This window comes from Micromonospora sp. NPDC004336, from assembly GCF_053602615.1.
Genome location: NZ_JBSGDY010000102.1, coordinates 1 through 22,244, shown reverse-complemented (window position 1 = coordinate 22,244; position 22,244 = coordinate 1). Strand labels below are relative to the sequence as shown.

At 74.9% G+C, this 22,244-nt stretch carries 25 protein-coding genes; 12 read left to right on the top strand and 13 right to left on the bottom strand.

Annotated elements, in window-relative coordinates:
- Positions 1 to 81: 81 nt before the first annotated feature.
- The gene (locus tag ACWENR_RS20240; protein ID WP_452278525.1) at positions 82 to 999 is read right to left on the bottom strand and encodes an ADP-ribosylglycohydrolase family protein; all 918 of its coding nucleotides are present in this window, start codon (positions 997 to 999) and stop codon (positions 82 to 84) included.
- 73 nt (positions 1,000 to 1,072) lie between these two features.
- Here ACWENR_RS20240 and ACWENR_RS20235 point away from each other — a divergent pair, with 73 nt between their 5' ends.
- Positions 1,073 to 1,762, top strand: coding sequence for a response regulator transcription factor (locus tag ACWENR_RS20235; protein ID WP_089001050.1), 690 nt, complete (start codon positions 1,073 to 1,075; stop codon positions 1,760 to 1,762).
- Positions 1,763 to 1,791: 29 nt separating this feature from the next.
- A complete protein-coding gene (locus ACWENR_RS20230; RefSeq protein ID WP_452278527.1) occupies positions 1,792 to 3,162 on the top strand; it encodes a HAMP domain-containing sensor histidine kinase in 1,371 nt (456 codons plus the stop codon).
- 214 nt (positions 3,163 to 3,376) lie between these two features.
- Here the strand turns inward: ACWENR_RS20230 and ACWENR_RS20225 are convergent, their stop codons facing one another.
- The gene (locus tag ACWENR_RS20225) at positions 3,377 to 4,402 is read right to left on the bottom strand and encodes an adenosine deaminase (RefSeq protein WP_452278524.1); all 1,026 of its coding nucleotides are present in this window, start codon (positions 4,400 to 4,402) and stop codon (positions 3,377 to 3,379) included.
- On the bottom strand, positions 4,399 to 5,193 hold the full coding sequence (locus tag ACWENR_RS20220) for a trans-aconitate 2-methyltransferase (RefSeq protein ID WP_452278523.1): 795 nt from the start codon (positions 5,191 to 5,193) through the stop codon (positions 4,399 to 4,401). Before ACWENR_RS20220 ends, ACWENR_RS20225 begins: the two co-directional genes overlap by 4 nt.
- An 83-nt stretch (positions 5,194 to 5,276) precedes the next feature.
- Here ACWENR_RS20220 and ACWENR_RS20215 point away from each other — a divergent pair, with 83 nt between their 5' ends.
- Positions 5,277 to 6,260, top strand: a complete 984-nt coding sequence (locus ACWENR_RS20215) for an aldo/keto reductase (RefSeq protein ID WP_452278522.1) — start codon at positions 5,277 to 5,279, stop codon at positions 6,258 to 6,260.
- 148 nt (positions 6,261 to 6,408) lie between these two features.
- Positions 6,409 to 6,603: a hypothetical protein gene (locus ACWENR_RS20210; RefSeq protein WP_452278521.1), complete on the top strand. Its 195-nt coding sequence runs from the start codon at positions 6,409 to 6,411 to the stop codon at positions 6,601 to 6,603.
- A 332-nt stretch (positions 6,604 to 6,935) separates the two neighbouring features.
- Here ACWENR_RS20210 and ACWENR_RS20205 read toward each other — a convergent pair whose 3' ends face one another.
- The 7 genes from ACWENR_RS20205 to ACWENR_RS20175 form a co-directional block, all read right to left on the bottom strand.
- Positions 6,936 to 7,139, bottom strand: coding sequence for a cold-shock protein (locus ACWENR_RS20205; protein WP_007075740.1), 204 nt, complete (start codon positions 7,137 to 7,139; stop codon positions 6,936 to 6,938).
- A 288-nt stretch (positions 7,140 to 7,427) separates the two neighbouring features.
- Entirely contained in the window at positions 7,428 to 7,688 is a 261-nt protein-coding gene (locus tag ACWENR_RS20200) for a DUF4235 domain-containing protein (protein WP_452278526.1), read from the bottom strand.
- Between the two features lie 8 nt (positions 7,689 to 7,696).
- Positions 7,697 to 8,047 (bottom strand): DUF3618 domain-containing protein, encoded by a 351-nt coding sequence (locus ACWENR_RS20195; RefSeq protein ID WP_452278520.1) that lies wholly within the window; start codon positions 8,045 to 8,047, stop codon positions 7,697 to 7,699.
- Complete coding sequence (locus ACWENR_RS20190) at positions 8,044 to 8,478, bottom strand: phage holin family protein (protein WP_452278519.1); 435 nt, start codon at positions 8,476 to 8,478, stop codon at positions 8,044 to 8,046. The genes ACWENR_RS20195 and ACWENR_RS20190 overlap by 4 nt, the downstream gene beginning before the upstream one ends.
- A 338-nt stretch (positions 8,479 to 8,816) precedes the next feature.
- On the bottom strand, positions 8,817 to 10,013 hold the full coding sequence (locus tag ACWENR_RS20185) for a mechanosensitive ion channel family protein (RefSeq protein ID WP_452278518.1): 1,197 nt from the start codon (positions 10,011 to 10,013) through the stop codon (positions 8,817 to 8,819).
- 88 nt (positions 10,014 to 10,101) lie between these two features.
- Positions 10,102 to 10,923, bottom strand: coding sequence for a DUF1206 domain-containing protein (locus tag ACWENR_RS20180; RefSeq protein WP_452278517.1), 822 nt, complete (start codon positions 10,921 to 10,923; stop codon positions 10,102 to 10,104).
- Between the two features lie 59 nt (positions 10,924 to 10,982).
- Positions 10,983 to 11,348, bottom strand: coding sequence for a hypothetical protein (locus ACWENR_RS20175; protein WP_452278516.1), 366 nt, complete (start codon positions 11,346 to 11,348; stop codon positions 10,983 to 10,985).
- Positions 11,349 to 11,452: 104 nt separating this feature from the next.
- Between ACWENR_RS20175 and ACWENR_RS20170 the strand changes: the two genes are divergently transcribed.
- Positions 11,453 to 12,679 (top strand): cysteine desulfurase-like protein, encoded by a 1,227-nt coding sequence (locus ACWENR_RS20170; RefSeq protein WP_452278515.1) that lies wholly within the window; start codon positions 11,453 to 11,455, stop codon positions 12,677 to 12,679.
- The gene (locus ACWENR_RS20165) at positions 12,676 to 12,963 is read left to right on the top strand and encodes a GNAT family N-acetyltransferase (protein WP_452278514.1); all 288 of its coding nucleotides are present in this window, start codon (positions 12,676 to 12,678) and stop codon (positions 12,961 to 12,963) included. Before ACWENR_RS20170 ends, ACWENR_RS20165 begins: the two co-directional genes overlap by 4 nt.
- A 26-nt stretch (positions 12,964 to 12,989) precedes the next feature.
- Here the strand turns inward: ACWENR_RS20165 and ACWENR_RS20160 are convergent, their stop codons facing one another.
- Positions 12,990 to 14,480, bottom strand: a complete 1,491-nt coding sequence (locus tag ACWENR_RS20160; protein ID WP_452278513.1) for a glycoside hydrolase family 3 protein — start codon at positions 14,478 to 14,480, stop codon at positions 12,990 to 12,992.
- A 379-nt stretch (positions 14,481 to 14,859) separates the two neighbouring features.
- Here ACWENR_RS20160 and ACWENR_RS20155 point away from each other — a divergent pair, with 379 nt between their 5' ends.
- The 4 genes from ACWENR_RS20155 (at position 14,860) to ACWENR_RS20140 (ending at position 18,363) form a co-directional block, all read left to right on the top strand.
- The gene (locus ACWENR_RS20155) at positions 14,860 to 14,982 is read left to right on the top strand and encodes a hypothetical protein (protein WP_452278512.1); all 123 of its coding nucleotides are present in this window, start codon (positions 14,860 to 14,862) and stop codon (positions 14,980 to 14,982) included.
- Between the two features lie 91 nt (positions 14,983 to 15,073).
- Positions 15,074 to 16,024 carry a TIGR03557 family F420-dependent LLM class oxidoreductase gene (locus ACWENR_RS20150; RefSeq protein ID WP_452278511.1) on the top strand — a complete coding sequence of 317 codons (951 nt, stop codon included), beginning with the start codon at positions 15,074 to 15,076 and terminating at the stop codon, positions 16,022 to 16,024.
- A gap of 137 nt (positions 16,025 to 16,161) precedes the next feature.
- On the top strand, positions 16,162 to 17,793 hold the full coding sequence (locus ACWENR_RS20145; protein ID WP_452278510.1) for a RecQ family ATP-dependent DNA helicase: 1,632 nt from the start codon (positions 16,162 to 16,164) through the stop codon (positions 17,791 to 17,793).
- Between the two features lie 66 nt (positions 17,794 to 17,859).
- The gene (locus tag ACWENR_RS20140; protein ID WP_452278509.1) at positions 17,860 to 18,363 is read left to right on the top strand and encodes a hypothetical protein; all 504 of its coding nucleotides are present in this window, start codon (positions 17,860 to 17,862) and stop codon (positions 18,361 to 18,363) included.
- A gap of 68 nt (positions 18,364 to 18,431) precedes the next feature.
- Here ACWENR_RS20140 and ACWENR_RS20135 read toward each other — a convergent pair whose 3' ends face one another.
- Complete coding sequence (locus tag ACWENR_RS20135) at positions 18,432 to 19,205, bottom strand: ABC transporter permease (protein ID WP_452278508.1); 774 nt, start codon at positions 19,203 to 19,205, stop codon at positions 18,432 to 18,434.
- On the bottom strand, positions 19,198 to 20,160 hold the full coding sequence (locus tag ACWENR_RS20130) for an ATP-binding cassette domain-containing protein (protein ID WP_452278507.1): 963 nt from the start codon (positions 20,158 to 20,160) through the stop codon (positions 19,198 to 19,200). Before ACWENR_RS20130 ends, ACWENR_RS20135 begins: the two co-directional genes overlap by 8 nt.
- A gap of 93 nt (positions 20,161 to 20,253) precedes the next feature.
- Here ACWENR_RS20130 and ACWENR_RS20125 point away from each other — a divergent pair, with 93 nt between their 5' ends.
- Both ACWENR_RS20125 and ACWENR_RS20120 read left to right on the top strand, forming a co-directional pair.
- Positions 20,254 to 21,009 carry a TetR/AcrR family transcriptional regulator gene (locus tag ACWENR_RS20125; protein ID WP_452278506.1) on the top strand — a complete coding sequence of 252 codons (756 nt, stop codon included), beginning with the start codon at positions 20,254 to 20,256 and terminating at the stop codon, positions 21,007 to 21,009.
- A 112-nt stretch (positions 21,010 to 21,121) separates the two neighbouring features.
- Positions 21,122 to 22,156 carry an AraC-like ligand-binding domain-containing protein gene (locus ACWENR_RS20120; RefSeq protein WP_452278505.1) on the top strand — a complete coding sequence of 345 codons (1,035 nt, stop codon included), beginning with the start codon at positions 21,122 to 21,124 and terminating at the stop codon, positions 22,154 to 22,156.
- The last annotated feature ends 88 nt before the right edge of the window (positions 22,157 to 22,244 follow it).

Here is a 22,244-nt window from a genome sequence, read left to right as displayed (position 1 = left end):
CGGCGCGGCGCTCGGCTGGCTGGACAGCCGCTGGCGTCGCCGCGCCCCGACGGAGCCGGTCGACGCCGGGCGCGACGGAAGTCAGGCGGACCAGTCGGGAAGGGGCTCGCGGGCGGCCAGCCAGTCGGCCGGCACCCCGCCCGGGACGCCGACCCCGGTGTGAGCGGCCACCACCGACCCGACGATCGCGGCGGTGGTGTCCACGTCCCCGCCCGCCTCGACGCAGGCGCGGATCGCCGAGGGGTAGTCGTCCAGGTGCACGGCGGCCACCCAGCAGGTGAAGGCGACGGTGTCCTGGGCGGTCACCCGGGATCCGTTGCCGAGCACGTCGGCCGCCTCGCGCGGCGGCCGGCCCAGCAGATCGGCCGCCCGGCGTACGCCCCGGTGCACCTCGCCGGCCGGGTCCAGCGCGGCGGCCACTCCCGCCAGCAGCCGCTCGGGAGCGGGCCGGTGGCCGTCCAGGCGGGCGCGGGCGGCCAGCGACGCGGCCACCGCCACCGCCACCGCGCCGGCGACGCCCTCCGGGTGCGCGTGGGTCACCTCGGCCGACGCCCGGGCCTGCGCCGCCGCCCGGGTGGTGGAGTCGGCGAACCACGCGCCCAGCGGGCCGACCCGCATCGCCGCGCCGTTGCCGCAGGAGCCCTGGCCGTCGAACGCCGACGCCGCCGCCACCGGCCACGGCGTGCCGCTGCGGATCAGTTCCAGCAGTTCCACCGCGCCGGCGCCGTAGCGTCGCGCCGGGTCGTAGTGCGCGGCGAACGAGGCCGCCAGGGCGTCCCGGTCGATCCGCCCGGTATCGGCGAGCACGGCCAGGACGGAACAGGCCATCTCGGTGTCGTCGCTCCACCGCCACGGGCCCGGGGGTGGCGTGTCCCGCCAGCGCGCGGCGGAACGGCCGGGGACGAAGAACTGCGCGCCGAGCGCGTCGCCGACCGACAGGCCGGCGAGTGAGTCCCGGGCGAGCGCGAGGCGGGTGTCAGGAAAGAGCGTGAAGGACATCGTTGGACCAGCTTGCCGGGTTTCCAGGTGCGCCGCAACGCGATCAACTTGCCACGCCGAGTACCGTCTTGGCGTGGCCACCGTGCTCCTGGTCGAAGACGATCACGTCGTACGCGGCGCGATGCTGCGATCCCTCGCCGACCGGGGGCACGCCGTGCACGCCGTCGGCACGGCGCTGGACGCGCTGCGCCGGGTGGCTGCCGAGACCCCCGACCTCGTGGTGCTCGATCTCGGGCTGCCCGACCTCGACGGCTCGGACGCGCTGCGCATGCTGCGCGGCATCACCGACGTGCCAATCATCATCGCCACCGCCCGCGACGACGAGCAGTCGGTGGTACGGCTGCTGCGCGCCGGGGCCGACGACTACATGGTCAAGCCGTTCACCGGCGCCCACCTCGACGCCCGCATCACCACCGTGCTGCGCCGGGCCGGACGCGCCAGCCGGACGGTGCAGCCGGCCGTGCACAGCGTCGGCGGGCTGCGGGTGGACGTCGGCGAGCGCAGCGCCCACCTCGACGGCGAGCCGCTGGCGCTGACCCGCAAGGAATTCGACCTGCTGGCCTATCTCGCCGCACGTCCGGGCCGGGTAGTGTCCCGCCGGGAGCTTCTGGAGGAGGTATGGCGGCAGCCATCGGTCGGCGAGGACCAGACCATCGACGTTCACCTGTACTGGCTGCGCCGCAAAATGGGCGAGTCCGCGGCGAAGCCGCGCTACCTGCGCACCGTGCGGGGGGTCGGTTTCAGGCTGGTGGCGCCCGACTGAGGGTGTCGCTGGCCCTCCTCACGGCCGGCATGTGCGCCCTGGTCGCGCTCGCCTTCCTCGTTCCGCTCGCCGCCGGTCTCGGCGACCGGGCCCGCGAGGAGGCGCTGGCGGACGCCGCCCGGCGCAGCGCCCTGGTGACCGGCGCGCTCGCGGTCAGCACCGAGCCCGAGGTGGTGCAGCGCGCCGTGGCCGCCACCGGCGACGACCCGGACACCAGGCCCCTGGTGCACGGCTTGGCGGCGGAGGCGCCCGGGGCCCGGGCGGGCGCGGCGGACCTGGAGCGGGCGCGGGCCGAGCGCCGCTCGGTGGTCGTCGACGTCGACGGCGGGGTGCTCCGGCTCGACCCGGTGGTGCTCGGCGACCGGACGGCCGTGGTCGAGGTCTTCGTGCCCGAGTCGGCGCTCGACGGGGGCGCCGGCGGCCGGTGGCTGCTGCTGCTCGGGGTGGCCGCCGCCCTGGTGGGCGCGGCGGTGCTGGTGGTCGACCGGGTCGCCGCCCGCGCGGTCGACGCGGCCCGGGGGCTGGTCCGGGCGGCGCTCGCGGTCGGCGACGGCGACCTGGCCGTACGCGTAGAGCCCAGCGGCCCGCGCGAGCTGGCCGAGGCCGGTCACGCCTTCAACCGGATGGCCGACCGGCTGGTGGCGGCCCGCACCGACGAGCGCGAGCTGGTCGCCGACCTGTCGCACCGGCTGCGCACGCCGTTGACGGTGCTGCGGCTGGACGCCGAGGCGCTGGAGCCCGACGACACCAGCGTCGGCTCGTTCAGCGAGGCGGAGCTGGACCGGCGGCGCGGCATCCGGCGGATCCGGCAGGCGATCGTCACCCTGGAGGGCGAGATCGACGTGCTGATCAAGACCACCCGCAAGGCGGTGGCGCACGAGGCCGGGCCGGCGATGTGCGACGTCAGCGAGGTGGTCCGCGACCGGATGGTGTTCTGGGCGGCGCTGGCCGGCGACCAGAACCGCCCGCACCGGGTGACCGGCGCCCAGCTGCGCATCCCCGCGCCGGTGCCCCGGGCCGAGCTGGCCGCCGCGCTGGACGCGGTGATCGGCAACGTCTTCCGCTACACGCCGCAGGGCACCGCGTTCGAGGTGGCGGTCTCCCGGCGCGACGGCTACGTGGCCATCCGCATCGACGACGCCGGGCCGGGGATCGCCAACCCCGACCGGGCGCTGCGCCGGGGCGCCAGCGACCAGGGCTCGACCGGGCTGGGGCTGGACATCGCCAAGCGGGTGGCGTTGCAGGCCAACGGCTCGGTGAGCATCGACCGGGCCCGGCTGGGCGGGGCGAGCGTCGTGATGCTGCTCGCGGATCCCGAGGCGACGCCCCGACAGGTCAGCCGCTTCGGTCTGGTCGGCCGGGCTGTGGGCAGACGCAAGTCTTCCTTAGATCCGGATTAACCCCGGCGCCCGGCGCCGCGCGGGCTGCCAGGATCGGTAGTCGAACCCATCAGTTCCACCGGTCACTGCCCAGTGCACCCACCGGCCGGTGGAGCCACGCGCGCGGCGGGAGAAACGGTCCCCCCACACCTGCTCCCGCCGCGCGCCACTCTCCTCCCACCCGAACGGACGACCGCCCGAGCCTTCGCGGCGGCGGGCCGCCGGGCGTTCCCGGTCAGCGGGTGGCGGCCGCCAGGTGGGCGTCGATCTCGGCGGTGATCCGCTGCTTGCCCGCCGGGTCCAGGAACGAGGCGGTCACCGCGTCGCGGGCCAGCGCCGCCAGCCCCGCCGGGCCGGCGTCGAGCAGCCGCGCCGCGACCGCGTACTCCTCGTTGAGGGTAGTGCCGAACATCGGCGGGTCGTCGGAGTTGATGGTGACCAGCAGCCCGGCGTCGACGAGCTGCCGCAGCGGGTGCTCCTCGATCGTGGCGACCGCCCGGGTGCGCACGTTGGAGGTCGGGCAGACCTCCATGCCGATGCGGTGCTCGGCCAGGTGGGCCAGCAGCTCCGGATCCCGGGCGGCGGAGATGCCGTGCCCGATCCGCTCCGCGCCGAGTTCACGCAGCGCGTCCCAGACGGTCTCGGGGCCGGTGGTCTCGCCGGCGTGCGGCACCGAGCGCAGCCCCGCCGCCCGCGCCCGGTCGAAGTACGGCTTGAACTGCGGCCGGGGCACGCCGATCTCCGGGCCGCCGAGGCCGAAGCTGATCAGACCGTCCGGGCGCTCCTCCAGCGAGATCCGCAGGGTCTCCTCGGCCGCCTGCAGGCCGGCCTCGCCGGGGATGTCGAAGCACCAGCGCAGCTCGATGCCGAAGTCCGCCTCGGCCCGCTTGCGGGCGTCCTCGATGGCCTCGCAGAAGGCCGGCGCCGGGATCCCCCGGCGTACGTGCGAGTAGGGCGTCACGGTCAGTTCCGCGTAGCGGACCTGCTGGCGGGCCAGCTCGCGGGCCACCTCGTGGGTGAGGATCCAGACGTCCTCCTGGTCGCGGATCAGGTCCACGACGCTCAGGTAGACCTCGATGAAGTGCGCGAAGTCGCGGAAGGCGAAGTAGTCGGCGAGCGCGGCCGGGTCGGCCGGCACGGGGCTGCGGCCCTCGTGGCGGGCGGCCAGCTCGGCGACGATGCGGGGCGAGGCGGAGCCGACGTGGTGCACGTGCAGCTCCACCTTGGGCAGTCCCGCGATGAAGGTTTGCAGGTCGGTCACAGGTTCTCCTCTGCGCGGGCGCCGGTGCGGGCGACGAAGAAGACGCGGCGGAACGGGAACTGCACCTGACCGTGCCGCACCGGGTACGCCTGCGCGAGGCGTACGCCCAGCTCGGCCCGGAAGTCGGCCCAGCCGGCGGCGTCCAGGGCCGCGCGGACCGGCCGGAGGGCGGTGCCCTCCATCCAGGTCAGCACGGGGTGGTCCGCGTCGGCGCGGGCCGGCAGCAGGTGCACGTACGTAGTCTCCCAGGCGTCCACCGCGCACCCGGCACCGGTCAGCAGCTCGGCGTAGCCGGCCGCGTCGTCGACCGGGGCCTCGCGCAGCAGCGGGGCCACCCCGGCCCGCCACGCCGGTCGGGCGGCGACCTCGCGCAGGGCCCGGTGCGAGGGCGCGTCGAAGTTGCCGGGCACCTGCACGGCCAGCCACGCCCCGGCGGGCAGCTCCCGGGCCCACCGGGTGAGCAGTTCCCGGTGCCCGGGCACCCACTGGAGCACCGCGTTGCTGACCACCACGTCCACGTCCGGTCCGGGCCGCCAGTCGCGCACGTCGCCGACGGCGAAGTCGACAGGGGACGCGGCGGCCCCGGCCCGCGCGATCATCTCGGCCGACGAGTCCAGGCCGGCCACCCTGCTGTCCGGCCAGCGCCCGGCGAGGGCGACGGTCAGGTTGCCCGGCCCGCAGCCGAGGTCGACCACGGCGCGCGGCCGGTCGGCCGGGACCCGGGCGAGCAGGTCGAAGAAGGGTCGGGAACGCTCGTCGCCGTAGCGCAGGTAGGTCGTCGGATCCCACATCGCAGCCTCCCAAACCGTACGTCCGTCTTTTTACCGTACGGCCCGTCGCGCGGCCCCACAAGCCGATCACTAGGCTCGGTGGCATGGAGCAGCGCACCTTCCCCCGGCTGGGGCGGCACGTCGGGGTGATCGGGCTGGGCGCCTGGCAGCTCGGCGCGGACTGGGGCACGGTCAGCGAGGCCGACGCCACCGCCGTGCTGACCGCCGCCGTCGAGGCGGGCGTCTCCTTCCTCGACACCGCCGACGTCTACGGCGACGGGCGCAGCGAGCAGCTCATCGGGCGGTTCCTGCGCGGCCGGCCCGACGCCGGGCTGACCGTGGCCACCAAGATGGGCCGGCGCGTCGCGCAGACGCCCGAGGCGTACACCCTGGCGCACTTCCGCGAGTGGACCGACCGGTCCCGGGCCAACCTCGGGGTGGACGTCCTCGACCTGGTCCAGCTGCACTGCCCGCCGAGCGCGGTCTTCGCCGACGACGCCGTCTTCGACGCCCTCGACACGCTGGTCGCCGAGGAGCGCGTCGCCGGCTACGGGGTCAGCGTGGAGACCTGCGAGCAGGCGCTCACCGCGATCGCCCGGCCCGGCGTGGCGAGCGTGCAGATCATCCTCAACGCGCTGCGGCACAAGCCGCTCGAACGGGTGCTGCCGGCCGCCGCGGCCGCCGGCGTCAGCGTCGTCGCCCGGGTCCCGCTGGCCAGTGGGCTGCTCTCCGGCCGGTACGACGAGCACACCACCTTCGCCGCCGACGACCACCGCAGCTACAACCGGCACGGCGAGGCGTTCGACGTGGGCGAGACGTTCTCCGGCGTCGACTTCGACCTGGGCCTCGCGGCCGTACGCCGGCTGGCGCCGCTGGTCGGCGACGAGCGGACCATGGCCCAGTTCGCGCTGCGGTGGGTCGTCGACCAGCCCGGCGTCACCGTGGTCATCCCCGGCGCCCGCAACGCCGCCCAGGCGCGGGGCAACGCCGCCGTGGCCGACCAGACGCCACTGTCCGAGCGGGAGCGGGCCACGGTGGCGGCGGTCTACGACGAACTGGTCCGGCCCCGGGTGCACGACCGGTGGTGAGCCGGGCCGACGCGGGCACCTCGCGTACCGCCGGACGCGCGCCGGTGGTGGCCGCCGCCGGCGCGGGCGGCGTCCACCGGGGTCCCGCCCGGGGCGCGGCCGACGCGGCGGGCCAGGGCCGGGCGGCGCACGACGAGGGGGAATCGCGATGAAGGGGTGGCTGCCGCTCACGCTCGGGCTGCTCGCCGTGGTCGGCGGGGCGGTCTGGACCGTGCAGGGCCTCGGCTACGTCGAGGGCAGCGTGATGACCGACCAGCGGCTCTGGGCGGTCGTCGGGCCGGTCGTCGTCCTGATCGGACTGGTCGTGCTCTGGTTCGGGCTGCGCGCCCGTCGCCGCCGCTGAGAGGGCCGGCGATTCGGGCTGAGCCGCGCCCCGGTTTCGGGCCACCGACCCCGACCCCCACTGCGATCTTGGTCGGAAACGGCCCCTCCGGGGGCCATTTCGTGCCAAGATCCGGGGAGCGGAGCCGCAGGTTGCGTCAGAGTGCGGGCGGGGTGCGGGGGCTGCGCCCACCGTCAGCGAGGGGTCGCCGGCTCGGGCTACGCGCCCGCCGTCGCCGACGGACGGCCGGCGCGCGTACGCGGAAAGCCCCGCATCCCGGGCGGGATACGGGGCTTCACTGGTGATCCGGGCGCCGGATCGACCACCGGCCGGCGGCTGCCGGCCTGGGCTGCTCAGATGGGGCGGACCTGCTCGGCCTGCGGACCCTTCTGACCCTGGGCGATCTCGAACTCCACCCGCTGGTTCTCCTCCAGCGTGCGGTAGCCGCTGGTCTGGATGGCCGAGAAGTGGACGAACACGTCAGCACCCCCGCCGTCGACGGTGATGAAGCCGAAGCCCTTGTCAGCGTTGAACCACTTCACGGTTCCCTGCGCCATGTGTATCTCCTTCTAAAACTGGCGGCCGAGCACGCCGTGCGGCCGATTGGCCGTTTTCGAGCAGCGGCGCCTGAGGCGGCCCCCAATGCAGGAGACTTCTCTCAACCCACGCTGTCTCTCAACAGCGTGGAACAGCAAACCACGTAGCGAAAACTCTGCACAGCCTACCCGACGAATTTCTTCGACATGTGACCTGACGGATGCCGAAGATCCGCTGGGCGGGCCCTTACCGGCATGCGAAAGGCCCCTTACCGCCGTGACGGTGCGGGGCCTGCCGCGGTCGCCCGCTCAGTCGGGCCAGCGCCCGGTCAGCCGGCGTACGCCCACCGCGCCGCCCCGGTCCACGGCCGCCCGCACGACCGCGAAGATGGCGCCCTGCAACGCCGCCGCCGCCAGGACCTCGCCCCAGCGGCGGTCCTCGTCGGTGGCGCTGGGCGCCTCGCCGTCGCCCGCCGTCAGCTTCCAGACCTGCCGGAAGATCACGCCCGCGACCGTACCGGCGGCGATGCCCATCAGCACGCCGACCGGCTTGTACGCGGCCCGCCCGATGCTCCTGCTCACCTGCGCCTCCCCCGAATGATCATCAGCACGACGGCGGCGGCGACCGCGCCGGCCGCGAGGGCGACGAACGGCGTCGGGTTACGCCGGACGACCGCCCCCTTCTCCTGCGCCTGCCCGCGCGCGAGCTGGGCCTTCTGCGCCGCCTGCCCGCGGACCCGGGCCACGGTGTGCGCGGCCTGCTCCCGCATCCGCTCCTTCGCCTGGTCGGCCGACGACCTCAGGCGCGCCTTGACGTCGGCCTTGGCGGCCAACGCCTCCATGGTCTCGCCCAGCTCGACCCGGGTCCGCCGGATCTCCTCCCGGAGCGCCTCGGTGTCCCCGCTGCCCCGGCCGTTGCCCGTCGTCATGCCCGTCCCCTGTCCTTCACGGCGGCGGCGACCGTGTCCACGTCCGCCCGGACGCTGCGCACCGTGGCCGCCGGCACCGGCGGGACCGCCTGGCTGACCTGCTTCTTGCCCACCAGGGCGAGGATGCCGGCCATCGCGAGGAGCACCACCGCGACGATCAGGGCCGCGGCCCAGGCCGGCAGCACCAGGTCGAGCAGCAGGATCGCGGTGGCGACCAGGGCGCCCAGGCCGTAGAGCGCCAGCGCCCCGCCGCCGCCGAAGAGCCCGATGCCGATGCCGGCGTGCTTGCCCTTCTGGGTCAGCTCCGCGCGGGCCAGGGCCAGCTCGTCGCGGACCAGGCGGGAGACCTGCTCCGTGGCCCGCTGCACCAGCTCGGCGGTGGACGGCTCGCTCCTGGTGCGGGATGTGCGGGCGTTCGCCACGTCAGCCATGCTGTCCTCCTTTCATCATCACCGCGCTGTATGCCCGGAGTCGCCGCCCGCCAATCCTGCGCGGCGGCCCGGTGGGCCCGGGTCGCCGCGTCCCTCGTGCCGGGACGGCGCGCGGGAGGAGGTGCAGAAGCGTCGTCGCAGCAGGTCCCCACGAAACGCCCGGTCAAACTTCCGCAAGCCACCGCGACGCGCCCGAGCACCCCGCCGGGACACCAACCCACCCACACCTCCAACCGCCCCCGCCCTCCACAGGTCACGACCCCCGACGGGGAGTTCGGCGAAAACAGCGGAGCCCTCGCACGCGCGAGGCGGCGAGGGCTCCGGGTGGGGGCGGGGGGTCAGCGGCGGGCCTCGGCGGGCTCGTCGGGGCCGACGAACGCCTCGCTGCGGGCGTCGCCGTCGTCGCTGCCCCCGAAGACGCGGGCGTCGTCCGGCACCTCGCCGTCGGCGAGCCGGCGCACCGGCCGGCGGGGCCGCACCCACTGCCAGGGCAGGTTGCTCTCCGCGTCGCCGAGCTCGGTGCGCAGCCGGGGCATCGCGGTCGGCCGGTGGTCGCGGATCCAGGCAACCATGTGCTCGCGGACCAGGCAACGCAGGTCCCAGAGGCTGCCGGCGTCCGCGGCGCTGACCAGCGCCCGCACCTTGATCATGCCGCCGGTCGCGTCGGTCACCTGGAGTACGCAGACCCGGCCGTCCCACAGCTCGGTGCTCTCCACGAGCCGGCGCAGCTCCTCTCGCATCGCCTGCACCGGGATCGCCCAGTCGACGTCGAACTCGGCGGTGCCCAGCACGGCCGCCTCGGTCCGGGTCCAGTTCTGGAAGGGCTTGCTGGTGAAGTACGAGGTGGGCAGGATGAGCCGCCGGTCGTCCCAGATCTGTACGACGACGTAGCTGAGGGTCAGCTCCTCGATCCGGCCCCACTCCCCCTCGACCACCACGACGTCGTCGAGGCGCACCGCGTCGCTGAAGGCGAGCTGGAGGCCGGCGAAGACGTTGCTCAGCAGGCTCTGCGCGGCCAGCGCGGCGACCACACCGGCGACCCCGGCACTGGTCAGCACGCCGGCGCCGATGCCGCGTACGGCGGGGAAGGTCATCAGCATGACGCCGATCGTGAGCACGACGATGACCGCGATGGTCAGCCGGCGCAGCATCACCACCTGGGTCCGTACCCGCCGCGCGTGCCGGTTGTCGGGCACGTCCACCCGGAACCGGGCCAGCGCGGTGTCCTCCGCGACGACGAGCAGCGACGCGACCAGCCAGGCGGCGCTGGCGATCACGGCGAGCACCAGCGCGTGCAGCAGCACCTGCCGCCACTGCTCGCCGACCGCGTAGCCGGTGCTGAGGCGGACGGCGAACTGCACGGCGAGGACGGTGGCGGCGACCTGGATCGACCGGTGTGCGTGCTCGGTGAGCTCGGTCAGCAGCAGCGAACGCCGGCCCAGCCGCCGGACCGCCCGGTGCCCGACCTCGACCACGAAGAGAGCGATCGCCGCCGCGGCGAGCGCGGCGACGATCGTTGTGAGGTAGCTCTGCACAGGTTCTTCTCTCCTCCTGTCGGACCGGGCGGTGGTGCTTCGGGCACGAAGGCCCAATGGTGCCCGGTCTCGCCGGAATCGACCAGGATCAGACCTTGCGATACCGGGACTGGAGGAAGCAGAATGCGCCGAAGGCGGCGATGCCGAGGGCCACGAGGGTGAGCACCAGCTGCCCGTACGACTGGTCGCGCAGCGTGCGCAGCGCGGCGTCCAGGCCCCGGGCCTTCTCCGGGTCGTAGTTGACGGCGGCCACGATGATCAGCAGGCCGGAGATGCCGTACGCGACGCCCTTGGCGACGTAGCCGGCGATGCCGAGCCGACGGGCGAGCTGGCGGGTCTTCGGGCTCATCTCGCCGGTCTTCAGGTGCTTCTCGAAGCGCTTGATGATCCCGTAGATGACCAGGCCGACGCCGATCGCGGCGAGCACGAGCCCGGCCAGCCCGACCAGCCAGCGACCGCCGGAGGACTCCATCGCCTTGCCGGTGAGCGCCTCCTGCTGGTCGGCGCTGTTCGACTTGGCGTCCTTGAAGACCTTGAAGGCCGTCCAGGCGAAGTAGAGGTAGACGATGGTCCGCCCGAGCGAGGCCAGCCGCTCCCAGACCCGTTCCTTGCCGCGCTCGGCGCGGTGCCCGACGGCGGCCTCCAGCGCCTGCCAGATCGCCATGGCGAGCAGGCCGACCGAGATCGTGACGACGAGGAACTTGCCCAGCGGCTGGGCGGCGAGGGTGCGCAGGGCGCCGGACTGGTCGCCGTCGTCGGCGGGCTTCCCGAACGCGATCTGCAGCGCCAACCAGGCGAACAGGAGGTGCACGATGCCGTAGCCGATGAAACCGACACGGGCCAGTAGTTCGAGCCACCTGCTGTTCGCGGTGCGGGAGGCGGTGGCTTCGGCGTTCCGGGTGAGTGACATGGCGCCACAATCACCGAATACGAAGATTTCCAAACGTCGGCCACCGCCCCCTCGGGGCGTCAGTTGCCGCCGCCCCGCGCCACCCGGATCTTGACCTCCTGGTCGGTGACGCTGTCCAGCGTCACCGAGAACCCGCCGACCTCGGTGGCCTGCTGGCCGGTGGTCAGCGACAGCTGCTCGCCGGCGACCTCGACGGTCACCTGGTCGCCCTGCGCGCCGACCAGCTTGGCCTCCACGCCGAGGATGGTGGCGCTGGCCTCGACGCCCCGGTCGAAGGTCACCGTGCAGGCGTCCAGGCCGCAGTCGGTGCGGGCGCCCTCGGAGCTGCAACCGGCCAGCAGGGCGACGCCGAGCGCCAGGCCGGCCAGCAGGCCGGCGGCCCGGCGGGTGGGGGTCAGCGGGGAGTCAACGCGTCGGTTCGTCACCCCGCCAAGGGTACGAGACGCCCGCGACACCGGCAGCGCGGTGATCATCGGCCGGCGTGGACGGGCCCGCCGGCCCGGAGGCCGGCGGGGCTAGGGTCGCCGGCATGCCCTTCGACATCGCCCGCACCCGCGCCGCCTACCCCGCCCTGGCCGAGGGTTTCGTCCACCTCGACGGGGCCGGCGGCACCCAGACCGCCGGGCCCGTGATCGACGCGGTCGCCGACGCGATGCGCACGGCGGTGGGCAACCGCAGCGCCGCGTTCACGCCCGGGCGGCGGTCCCTGGAGATGGTGGCGGCGGCCCGCGCGGCGGTGGCGGACCTGCTGGGCGCGGAGCCCCACGGGGTGGTGCTGGGTCCGAGCGCGACGGCCCTGACCTACACGCTGGCCGGCACCCTCGGCGCGGGCTGGCGGCCCGGCGACGAGGTGGTGCTCTCCCGGCTCGACCACGACGCGAACGTCCGCCCGTGGGCGCAGGCCGCCGAGGCGGCGGGCGCTACGGTGCGCTGGGCCGAGTTCGACCCGGACACCGGGGAGCTGCCGGCCGGCCAGTACGCGGACCTGGTCGGCGAGCGCACCCGCCTCGTCGCGGTGACCGCCGGCAGCAACGCGATCGGCACCGTCCCCGACGTTGCGGCCATCGCCCGGACCGCGCACGCCGCCGGCGCCCTGGTCTGCGTCGACGGGGTGCACTCGGTGCCGCACGGCCCGACCGACCTCGCCGCGCTGGGCGCCGACTTCCTGGTCACCAGCGCCTACAAGTGGTCGGGGCCGCACCTGGCCGCGATGGTGGCCGACCCGGCCACGTGGGAGGGGCTGCGCCCGGCGAAGCTGCTGCCCTCATCCGACGCGGTCCCGGAGCGCTTCGAGTACGGCACGCCCAGCTTCCCGCTGCTGGCCGGCGTCGCCGCCGCGGTGGACCACCTGGCGGGGCTGGACCCGGCGGCCACCGGGAGCCGCCGCGAGCGGCTGCGTGCCGGGCTGGCCGCCGCGCGGGCGCACGAGGAGTCGCTGCTGGACCGGCTGCTGACCGGGCTGGCCGCGCTGCCCGCCGTCCGGGTGCTGGGCTCCCCCGCCCGGCGCTGCCCGACCGTGTCGTTCCGGCTGGCCGGGCTCTCCCCGCGGCGGACCCAGGAGGAGCTGGGCGCGGCGGGGCTCTGCCTCTCCGCGGGCGACTACTACGCCTACGAGTACTTCCAGGCGATGGGGCTGCGGGACAGCGGCGGCGCGGTGCGCGCCAGCATCTACCACTACAACACCGCCGGGGAGGTGGACCGGTTGCTCGGCGAACTGGACCGGCTCGCCGGCACCGGGGGCAGAATGGCCGGGTGAGCACCCTGGTCGAGGACAATCCCGCCAAGCACCGCTTCGAGATCCTCGTCGACGACGCGCTGGCCGGGTTCACCGCCTACCTGCCGCGCGGCGAGGTGCTGGTCTTCACCCACACCGAGGTGGACCCGGGGTTCCAGAACATGGGCGTCGGCGCGGCCCTGGTCCGGGGCACCCTCGACCAGCTCCGCGAGCGTGGGGCGCGGTTGGTGCCGCGCTGCCCGTACGTGTCCGCCTTCATCGACCGGCACCCCGAGTACGCCGACCTGGTCGTCCCCGAGGCGTAGCGGGACGACCAGGCGGGCCGCGCGGGTCAGCGGCCGGTCAGCAGCTCGGCGGCGGCGTGGGCGGCGGCCCGGGTGGCGCCGTGGGTGGCGACGTGGACCGCGCCGGTGACCTCCTCGGGCACGCCCAGCTCGACCACGACCGCGTCCGGGCGGGCGGCCAGCGCGCGCCGCACCGCCGCCCGCATCCAGCCGTGCCGGTGCAGGTCGCGCACCACCAGCACCACGCACCGGCCGGCCGCCCCGACGGTCGGGTCGGCGGGCACGTCGCCCTCCGCGTAGCGGGCGGTGGTGCTGCCGGCGAGCAGGGCGGTCAGCGGGGCGGCCAGGCCCCAGGGCGTCTCGGGGCCGATCGCGATGTTGCGCGGCGGCTCGAACTCGACCACGTGCACCGGGCCGGTCAGCGGCAGCGCGCCGACGCCGGCGGGCGCGGTGGTGACCCGCAGCGCCCGGCGGGCGGCGGCCAACCCGACCGCCGAGCCCTCGACGCCGGGGCGCGGTCGCGGCGGCCGGCCGGCGCGGGCGCCCACCGTCCAGGCGGCGAGCTCGCCGACCCGCTTGGCCGCCTCCGCGAGGCGTTCCTCGGGCAGGTCGCCGGCGACGACGGCGGCCACGACGGCGTCGCGCAGCAGCCGCGCCGACTCCTCGTCGGCGCGTTCCCCGCCGATGCAGACCGCGTCGGCCCCGGCCGCGAGGGCGCGCACGGCGGCGCCGGCGAAGCCGTACCGGTCGGCGACCGCCCGCATCTCCACCGCGTCGGTGACCACGACGCCGGAGAAGCCCAGCTCGTCGCGGAGCAGCCCGCCGAGGATCCGGCCGCTGAGGGTGGCCGGCAGCTCCGGGTCCAGCGCCGGGACCAGCAGGTGGCCGGTCATCACCGCCTGCGCCCCGGCGGCCACGGCGGCCCGGAACGGGGCGAGCTCGACGGCGTCCAGGCGCTCCCGGTCGGCCGTGATCCGGGGCAGGTCGTGGTGCGAGTCGACCCGGGTGTCGCCGTGCCCGGGGAAGTGCTTGGCGCACGCGGCGACCCCGCCGGCCTGCAGGCCCCGCACCCAGGCGGCGGTGTGCCGGGCGACGAGCGCCGGCTCGGCGCCGAAGGAGCGGACGCCGATCACCGGGTTGGCCGGGTTGGAGTTGACGTCGGCGTCCGGCGCGTAGTTCAGGGTGATCCCGAGCTCGGCGAGGTCGGCGCCGAGGTCCCGGGCGACCTGCTCGGTCAGCGCCGGGTCGTCCACCGCCCCGAGGGCGAAGTTGCCGGGCCGGGAGCTGCCCCGGGCCGACTCGATCCGGGTCACGTCCCCGGCCTCCTCGTCGATGGCGACGACGACGTCGGGGCGCTCGGCGCGCAGGTTGGCGGTGAGCTCGGCCACCTGCTCCGGGTCCACCACGTTGCGGGCGAAGAGCACCACCGAGCCGAGGCCCTCGCCGAGCCAGCGACAGATCCAGGGGGGCGGGGTGGTGCCGACGAACCCGGGCTGCAGGACGGCGGCGGCCAGGGCCGCCAGGCTTCCCGCGCTCACGCCGCGACCCCCGCCCGCCCGGGAGTGACCGGTCGGCCGTCGTCGGCCCCGTCGCGCGGGGCGGCGCCGCCGGGCCGGGCGGAGCGCGGAGCCGCGCCGACGTGCCCGCCGTGCCGGGCGGAGCGCGGAGCCGCGCCGACGTGCCCGCCGCACCGGGCGGGGTGGGCCGCCGCGCCGCCGGTGCGGGTCCGCCCGCTCACGCCGGCCCGCCCGGGTGCTGGCTGAAGTCTCGCTGGCTCATGCGGTCGTCGTACCCCCGTCTTCTCCGCGCCCGCGGGCCCGCCACCGGCGGGCGGTGCTGCCATGGTCACATCGCGCGACTAAATAGTCAATAAACCTTACAGTTGCCGTCCGGCGCGGAGCTGGGGACAGTTCGGGGATGGATCTCCTGCTGCTGGCCGACGCGACGAGCCCGGCCGACGTCCCCGGCGTACGCCTGCTCGGCCTGGTGGTCGGCGGCCTGCTGCTGCTCGCCGCGATCCGCGCGATGTTCCGGCGCTGATCCCCGCCCGCGCCGGCCGGCCGGTTCCTTCCGCGGCCACCGGGGTACCGCCTGCCTCGTTGGACCCGGTACGACACGGCGAGGGGGAACGATGAGGATCGGCTACTTTCTGTCCACCGAGGAGTACGCGCCCGCGGAGCTGCTGGAGCAGGCGCGCGGCGCGGAGCGGGCCGGCTTCGAGGCGCTCTGGATCTCCGACCACTACCACCCCTGGACGGACGCGCAGGGGCAGAGCCCCTTCGTCTGGTCGGTGATCGGCGCGCTCAGCCAGGTCTGCCGGCTCCCCGTCACCACCGCCGTGACCTGCCCGACGGTGCGCATCCACCCGGCCGTCGTGGCGCAGGCGGCGGCCACCAGCGCCGTCATGCACTCCGGCCGGTTCGTGCTCGGGGTCGGCAGCGGCGAGGCGCTCAACGAGCACATCCTCGGCGACGCCTGGCCGCAGACCGACGTGCGGCTGGAGATGCTGGAGGAGGCCGTCGAGGTGATGCGGGAGCTGTGGCGGGGCGGCTTCGTCAACCACCACGGCAGGCACTACACCGTCGAGCACGCCCGGATCTACACGCTGCCGGACACTCCCCCGCCGGTCTACGTCTCCGGCTTCGGCCCGAAGGCCGTCGACCTGGCGGCCCGGATCGGCGACGGCTTCGTCAACACCTCCCCCGACGCCGACCTCGTCCGCAGGTTCCGCGAGAACGGCGGCGGCGACAAACCGTGCCAGGCCGGCTTCAAGGCGGCGTACGCGCAGACCGAGGAGGAGGGGATGCTGCTCGCGTACGAGCGGTGGCCGAACGCCGGGGTGCCGGGCGAGCTGTCCCAGGTGCTCCCCTCGCCGCGGCACTTCGAGCAGGCCGCCGAGCTGGTCCGGCCGGAGATGATGAAGGACGCGTTCGTCTGCGGGCGGGACGTCGACGCGCACCTGGCGAAGATCGAGGAGTACGCCAAGGCCGGCTTCGACGAGATCTACGTGGCCAACACGGGCCCGAACTGGCAGGGCCTGCTCGACCTCTACCAGCGCGAGGTGCTGCCCCGCGTACGCTGATCCCCCCGGCCACGGGCACCCGCGTCACGGGCGCGGGTGCCCGCGCCCGTGACGGCCCGGCCCGTGGCCGAGGGATCGCCCACGCCACCCGGAGCCGCGGTTTCGCCGCTGATGGCCGGGGGTACCTCCGGCCCTCGATGAAACTGTCCACGCACTCGACGACGCTGCGCCGCGCGGCGAAGAACCTCTTCGGCTGGACCGCGCTGCGACCCCACCAGCTTGCCGCCATGCGGGCGGTCATGAAGCGCCGCGACGCCCTGGTGGTGCTGCCCACCGGCGCCGGCAAGTCGGCGATCTACCAGATCCCGGCCAGCCTGATCCCCGGCCCGACCGTGGTGATCTCCCCGCTGCTCGCCCTCCAGCAGGACCAGATCGCGGCGCTCAACGAGCGCCAGCGGCCGGAGCTGCGCGCGGTGCGGATCAGCTCGAACGAGTCGCCCGCGCAGCAGGCCGAGGCGATCGCCGAGATCCGCGACGGGCGGGCGGAGTTCCTCTTCATCACCCCGGAGCAGCTCGCCAACCCCGACCGGATGGCCGAGGTGAAGTCGCTGGGGCCGGCGCTGGTGGCGATCGACGAGGCCCACTGCATCTCCGCCTGGGGGCACGACTTCCGCCCGGACTACCTGGCGCTGGGCCACCTCATCGACGGCATCGGCCGGCCGCCGGTGGTGGCGCTGACGGCCACGGCCTCGCCGCCCGTACGCGACGACATCGTCGCGCGGCTGCGGCTGCGCGAGCCCGAGGTGGTGGTCTCCGGGCTGGACCGGCCGAACCTGTTCGTCGAGGTCGCCCACTGCCCGACCGAGGACTACCGGTGGCGGCGGCTGATCGCCCTGCTGCGCGACGACACGCGGCCCGGCATCATCTACGTGCCCACCCGACGCTCCGCCGAGGAGCTGTCGGCCCGGCTCACCGACGCCGGGTTCCCGGCGCAGCACTACCACGGCGGCATGGCGGCCGGCGCCCGCGCCGAGCTGCACGAGGCGTTCCTCGCCGACCGGGTGCCCATCATGGTGGCCACGTCGGCATTCGGGATGGGCATCGACAAGCCCAACATCGCCTGGGTGGTCCACATGGCGCTGCCCGACTCGCCGGACAGCTACTTCCAGGAGATCGGCCGCGCCGGCCGGGACGGCGCCCCGGCCCGGGTGCTGCTGCTGTGGCAGGCCGAGGACGTGGGACTGCAACGCTTCTTCAGCGGCGGGCTGCCCGACGAGACGGAGCTGCGCGACCTGTCCGCGCTGCTGCGCCGGAAGCCGCGCAGCAAGAAGGAGCTGCGGGAGGTCACCGGCCTGGGCCCGCGCAAGCTCGGCCAGTACCTGGCCCTGCTGGAGCAGGTCGGCGCGGCCGAGCCCCGGGCGAAGCAGCGCATCGGCGCGCCCCGCTACTCGCCCACCCCGGTGGACGCCGCCGCGGCGGCCCTGGCCGAGGCGGAGCGGCAGCAGAGCGTGACCCGGTCGCGTACCGACATGATGCGGGCCTTCGCCGAGACCACCGCGTGCCGGGGGCAGACCCTGCTGGCCTACTTCGGCGAGCAGATGACGCAGGTCTGCGGGCACTGCGACAACTGCCACGCCGGGACCAGCACCCCCGACGACGGCGCGGTCGGGCCCTTTCCGGTGCACAGCCAGGTCCGGCACCCGGAGTGGGGCTCCGGCCTGGTGCTCAGCTACGAGGAGGACCGGATGACGGTTCTCTTCGATGAGGTGGGGTACAAGACACTGTCCGTCAGCGTGGTGTCCGAACAGGGCCTGCTGACCCTCGACTAGCCTGGGCCGGGCACCGCTGGCGGGGCCGTGGACGACGAGCGTTTCAGTGCGGGAAGGGGCGTTGCCGTGATCGAGCAGCCGGCGTACACCGGATTCGGTTTCTCCGACGAGGAGTGGGGGCTGCTGGTCGGCCTGCCGCAGTCGGTGCTGACCGCGGCGAGCGCCGCCGAGTCCGACAGCACCCGGCGCACCATGGCGGAGAACGCGGCGGGGCTGGAGACCATCGCCGCGGGCCGGGAGTCGGCCAGTCCGCTGGTCGCCGCCGTGGCCGGGGAGATCGTCTCGCGGGTGGGCGACCCCGAGGCCGGCGAGGAGCTGCCGGTCATCGCGCCGTCGGACCCGCGGGCCTACCTGGAGGACGTGCTCGGCCGGGCCAAGGAGGCGGCGGCGCTGCTGGCCGCCAGGGTGGACGAGGGCGAGGCCGGCGCCTACAAGCACTGGCTGGTGGAGGTCGCCGAGCAGGTGGTGGGCGCGGCGTCCAGCGGCGGCATCCTCGGCCTCGGTGGGGACGTGGTCAGCGACTCCGAGCGGCGCTTCCGCGACCGGCTCTCCCAGGTGCTCAACGACTGACACGACGACGACGGCGGCACCGGGCGTCGTCCGGTGCCGCCGTCGCGTGCCCGGGTGAGGGTGGGCGGTCAGGCCACGCGGCGGCGGAACAGCACGGCGGCCAGCGGCACCGAGACGGCCAGGATGCCCAGGCACCAGGCCACCGCGAGGGTCGGCGCCGCGCCCGTCGGGGTACCCAGCAGCAGGGCCCGCAGCGTCTCGATGACGGGCGTGACGGGCTGGTGGTCGGCGAAGCCGTGGAGCCAGCCCGGCATCGTCTCCACCGGCACGAACGCGCTGCTCGGATAGGGCAGGAACATCGCCAGGAAGGTGAAGCCGCTGGCGGCCTCCGGGGTGCGGACCAGCAGGCCGAAGGCGGCCGACAGCCAGGACATGGCGAGCAGGAAGAGCAGCAGCACCCCGAACGCGGCCAGCCAGCGCAGCGGGTCCACGGCCGGGCGGAAGCCGATGCCGACGGCGACGGCGAGCACCAGCACGGTGGAGACGGTGTTGCGGGCGATGCTGGCGGCGACGTGCCCGCCGAGGATCGCGGTGGCGCTGACGTCCATGGTGCGGAACCGCTCGATGACCCCGTTGGTCAGGTCGGTGGTCACGCTGACGGCGGTGGTCGCCGCGCCGAAGCTGGCGCAGAGCAGCAGGACGCCGGGCACCACGTAGGTGACGTACCGGGTGCCGGTGTCGATCGCGCCGCCGAACAGGTAGACGAAGAGCAGCATCAGCAGCACCGGCAGCAGCAGCGACGTGAGCAGCGCGTCGACGTTGCGGCGGGACAGCCGCAGGCAGCGCGCCACCATGACGAGCGCCTCGCCGGCGCGGGTCGGTCGCAGGATCAGCTCAGACACGGGCCACCTCCCGGTGGGCGGTCACCGGGTCGCCGGTGAGGGTGAGGAAGACGTCGTCGAGGGTCGCCTCGCGGACGACGAAGCGGGCGAGGCCCCGCCGGTCGGGGTCGGCCCGGTCGAGCAGGTGACGGATTTCCGCCGCCTCGCCGTCGGTGGCCACCGCCAGCTCCAGCCGGTCCGGCTCCCGGCGCGTGACCCGGTCGCCGAGCCGGCGCGCCGCCTCGGCGAAGCTCCGCTCGTCGTGCAACGTCAGCTCCAGCCGGTGGGCGCCGAAGCGGCGCTTGAGCTCGCCCGCGCTCCCCTCGGCGGCCAGCCGGCCGCCGTGCAGCACGGCGATCCGGTCGGCGAGCCGGTCGGCCTCCTCCAGGTACTGCGTGGTGAGCAGCACGGTCACCCCCGCGCCGGCCAACTCGGCGACCACCTCCCACAGGCCCTGCCGGCTGCGCGGGTCGAGGCCGGTCGTCGGCTCGTCGAGGAAGATCACGGACGGCTCGCCGAGCAGGCTGGCCGCGAGGTCGAGCCGGCGGCGCATCCCGCCGGAGTAGGTCACCACCCGCCGCCCGCCGGCAGCCGCCAGGTCGAAGCGCTCCAGGAGGTCGGCCGTGCGCCGCCGGGCGGCGGCCGGGGAGAGCCCGACCAGCCGGCCCATCATGCGCAGGTTCTCCGAGCCGGTCTGCTGGTCGTCGAGCGCCGCGTGCTGGCCGGCGAGGCTGATCGACCGCCGCACCCGACGTCGGTCGCGGACGACGTCGTGGCCGTCCACCCGGGCCACGCCCGCGTCGGGCACGGCGAGCGTGGCCAGGATCCGCACGGTCGTGGTCTTGCCGGCCCCGTTGGGGCCGAGCAGGGCGTACACGCTGCCCCGGGCCACCCGCATGGTCAGTCCGTCGAGCACCGCCACCCCGCCGTAGCGCTTGCACAGGCCGACGGTCTCCACCGCTGCTGCTGTCTCCATCACCCGCACCCTTCTGCGTATGTCATACGCTGTTCTGCGTAGACCATACGCAGAAGCTAGGATGGCGGTCAAGGGCACGTACCGGGGGTGGGGATGAGCGACGCCGACGTCGAGCTGCCGGAGAGCATCGAGCTCGCCTGGGGCCTGCGGGAACGACCCGGCAAGGGCCCACGACGCAGCCTCACCATCGAGCAGGTGGTGGCCGCCGGCATCCGGGTGGCCGAGGCCGACGGCCTGGCGGCGGTGTCGATGAGTCGGGTCGCCGGGGAGCTGGGCATGGCCACCATGTCGCTCTACCGCTACGTGTCGGCCAAGAACGACCTGCTGACCCTCATGGCCGACGCCGCGTACGGGGAGCCACCCGCGCCGCGCGCACCGGGCGAGGGCTGGCGGCCGGCCATCGCCCGCTGGGCGTACGCCACCGTGACGGCGATCCGTCGCCACCCGTGGATCCGGCAGGTGCCCGTCGGCGGCCCGCCGATGGGCCCCAACGGGGTCCGCTGGATGGAGCAGGGGCTCGCCGCCCTGCGCGGCACCGGCCTGCGCGGCACCGAACGCCTCTCGACCATCCTGCTGGTCGACGGGTACGCCCGGTACTGGGCCACGCTCACCGCCGACATGACCGAGGCGGCGGCACGCGAGCAGCTCAGCCCGGACGACGTCGGCGCGCGGTACTGGCAGCAGCTCGCCCGGCTGACCCGGCACGGCCCCTACCCCGCCATCCGCGAGCTGCTGGCCGATGCCGAGCTCGAGTCGGACGGGGAACACGACGCGGAGTGGCGGTTCGGCCTCGACCGGATCCTCGACGGCGTCGAGGTGCTGATCCGCGACCGCGCGGCGGCGGGCTGAGCGCGCACCCGCGGGCCCGCCGGGAGGCGGGGACGCACCCGACGCGCCTGCGCCCGTGAACGCCACCGTGGACAATGGCCACCGGTGCTGAGCGACGGACCAGGGGGCGGGCATGCTGCGGCGGACCACCATCGACACCGAGCAGGTTCCGCCGACCGAACGCTTCGGCATGTGGCTCGACGTGGTGGCCCGTACGGCGTCCCCGCTGCGGATCCGCACGGAGCACGCGCACGACTTCACCGCCCAGGCCGAGATCATCGAGCTCGGCCCGATCCAGGTCGTCAACTACCGCTACCCGTCGCTGGACGGCGTGCGGACGCCGAAGCTGGTGCGCCAGTCGGATCCGGAGATCTACACGCTGGCGCTGACCGTCAACGGCGACGGCGTGGCGAGCCAGGCCGGCCGGAGCAGCCTGCTGGGGCCCGGCGAGTTCACCTTCTACGACGGCTCGCGCCCGCACGGCGTCCGGCACCTCGGCGACGACAACGGCCACGAGCTGGCCCGCTCCGTGGTGGCGCTCATCCCGCACGCCGTGCTGCCGCTGCCGCCCGACCGGCTGACGCCACTGCTCGGCGGCCGGATGTCGGGCACCGAGGGGATCGGCGCGCTGCTGGCGCAGTTCCTCGTCCAGATGGCCAACCACCCCGAGCAGTACCACGCCGCCGACGCCGGCCGGCTCGGCACCGTCGCGCTGGACCTGGCGTCCACCATGCTCGGCCGGCACCTCGTGGCGGAGGACGCGGTCCCCGCCGAGGTACGCCGGCGTGCCCTGCTGACCCAGATCCAGGGCTACATCCAGCGGCGCCTCGGCGACGCCACGCTGAGCCCGCAGACCGTGGCCGACGCGCACCACATCTCGCTGCGCAGCCTGCACCGGCTCTTCGAGGCCGAGGAGTCGACGGTCGCGTCGTACATCCGGGACCTGCGGCTGGCGCGGTGCCGCCACGACCTGGCCGACCCGGGCCTGCGCCACCACCCGATCCAGGCGATCGCGGCGCGCTGGGGGTTCCCGGACAAGGCGCACTTCAGCCGGGTCTTCCGCTCCGTCCACGGCCTGACGCCGCAGGCCTGGCGCGCGGGCCACGCCGAGCTGGCACGGAAAGTCAACTCGACGGCGTCCACGGTCAACCCGGTCGGGGCAGACTGACATCCGAAGCGGCCGATCCCTCCGAGCCCGACGGCGAGGGCGGGGTCGGGCCGCCAACGGGGGCCGTGGCGAGGCGCCCGCCGCCCGC

What these genes read in the sequence shown, in the direction of transcription:
- ACWENR_RS20240 (WP_452278525.1), bottom strand. Translation starts at nt 999, where the DNA reads ATGTCCTTCACGCTCTTTCCTGACACCCGCCTCGCGCTCGCCCGGGAC.
- ACWENR_RS20120 (WP_452278505.1), top strand. Translation starts at nt 21,122, where the DNA reads ATGCTGCGGCGGACCACCATCGACACCGAGCAGGTTCCGCCGACCGAA.
- ACWENR_RS20145 (WP_452278510.1), top strand. Translation starts at nt 16,162, where the DNA reads ATGAAACTGTCCACGCACTCGACGACGCTGCGCCGCGCGGCGAAGAAC.
- ACWENR_RS20155 (WP_452278512.1), top strand. Translation starts at nt 14,860, where the DNA reads ATGGATCTCCTGCTGCTGGCCGACGCGACGAGCCCGGCCGACGTCCCC.
- ACWENR_RS20190 (WP_452278519.1), bottom strand. Translation starts at nt 8,478, where the DNA reads ATGGCTGACGTGGCGAACGCCCGCACATCCCGCACCAGGAGCGAGCCG.
- ACWENR_RS20230 (WP_452278527.1), top strand. Translation starts at nt 1,792, where the DNA reads ATGTGCGCCCTGGTCGCGCTCGCCTTCCTCGTTCCGCTCGCCGCCGGT.
- ACWENR_RS20215 (WP_452278522.1), top strand. Translation starts at nt 5,277, where the DNA reads ATGGAGCAGCGCACCTTCCCCCGGCTGGGGCGGCACGTCGGGGTGATC.
- ACWENR_RS20195 (WP_452278520.1), bottom strand. Translation starts at nt 8,047, where the DNA reads ATGACGACGGGCAACGGCCGGGGCAGCGGGGACACCGAGGCGCTCCGG.
- ACWENR_RS20220 (WP_452278523.1), bottom strand. Translation starts at nt 5,193, where the DNA reads ATGTGGGATCCGACGACCTACCTGCGCTACGGCGACGAGCGTTCCCGA.
- ACWENR_RS20205 (WP_007075740.1), bottom strand. Translation starts at nt 7,139, where the DNA reads ATGGCGCAGGGAACCGTGAAGTGGTTCAACGCTGACAAGGGCTTCGGC.
- ACWENR_RS20170 (WP_452278515.1), top strand. Translation starts at nt 11,453, where the DNA reads ATGCCCTTCGACATCGCCCGCACCCGCGCCGCCTACCCCGCCCTGGCC.
- ACWENR_RS20210 (WP_452278521.1), top strand. Translation starts at nt 6,409, where the DNA reads ATGAAGGGGTGGCTGCCGCTCACGCTCGGGCTGCTCGCCGTGGTCGGC.
- ACWENR_RS20130 (WP_452278507.1), bottom strand. Translation starts at nt 20,160, where the DNA reads ATGGAGACAGCAGCAGCGGTGGAGACCGTCGGCCTGTGCAAGCGCTAC.
- ACWENR_RS20150 (WP_452278511.1), top strand. Translation starts at nt 15,074, where the DNA reads ATGAGGATCGGCTACTTTCTGTCCACCGAGGAGTACGCGCCCGCGGAG.
- ACWENR_RS20180 (WP_452278517.1), bottom strand. Translation starts at nt 10,923, where the DNA reads ATGTCACTCACCCGGAACGCCGAAGCCACCGCCTCCCGCACCGCGAAC.
- ACWENR_RS20125 (WP_452278506.1), top strand. Translation starts at nt 20,254, where the DNA reads ATGAGCGACGCCGACGTCGAGCTGCCGGAGAGCATCGAGCTCGCCTGG.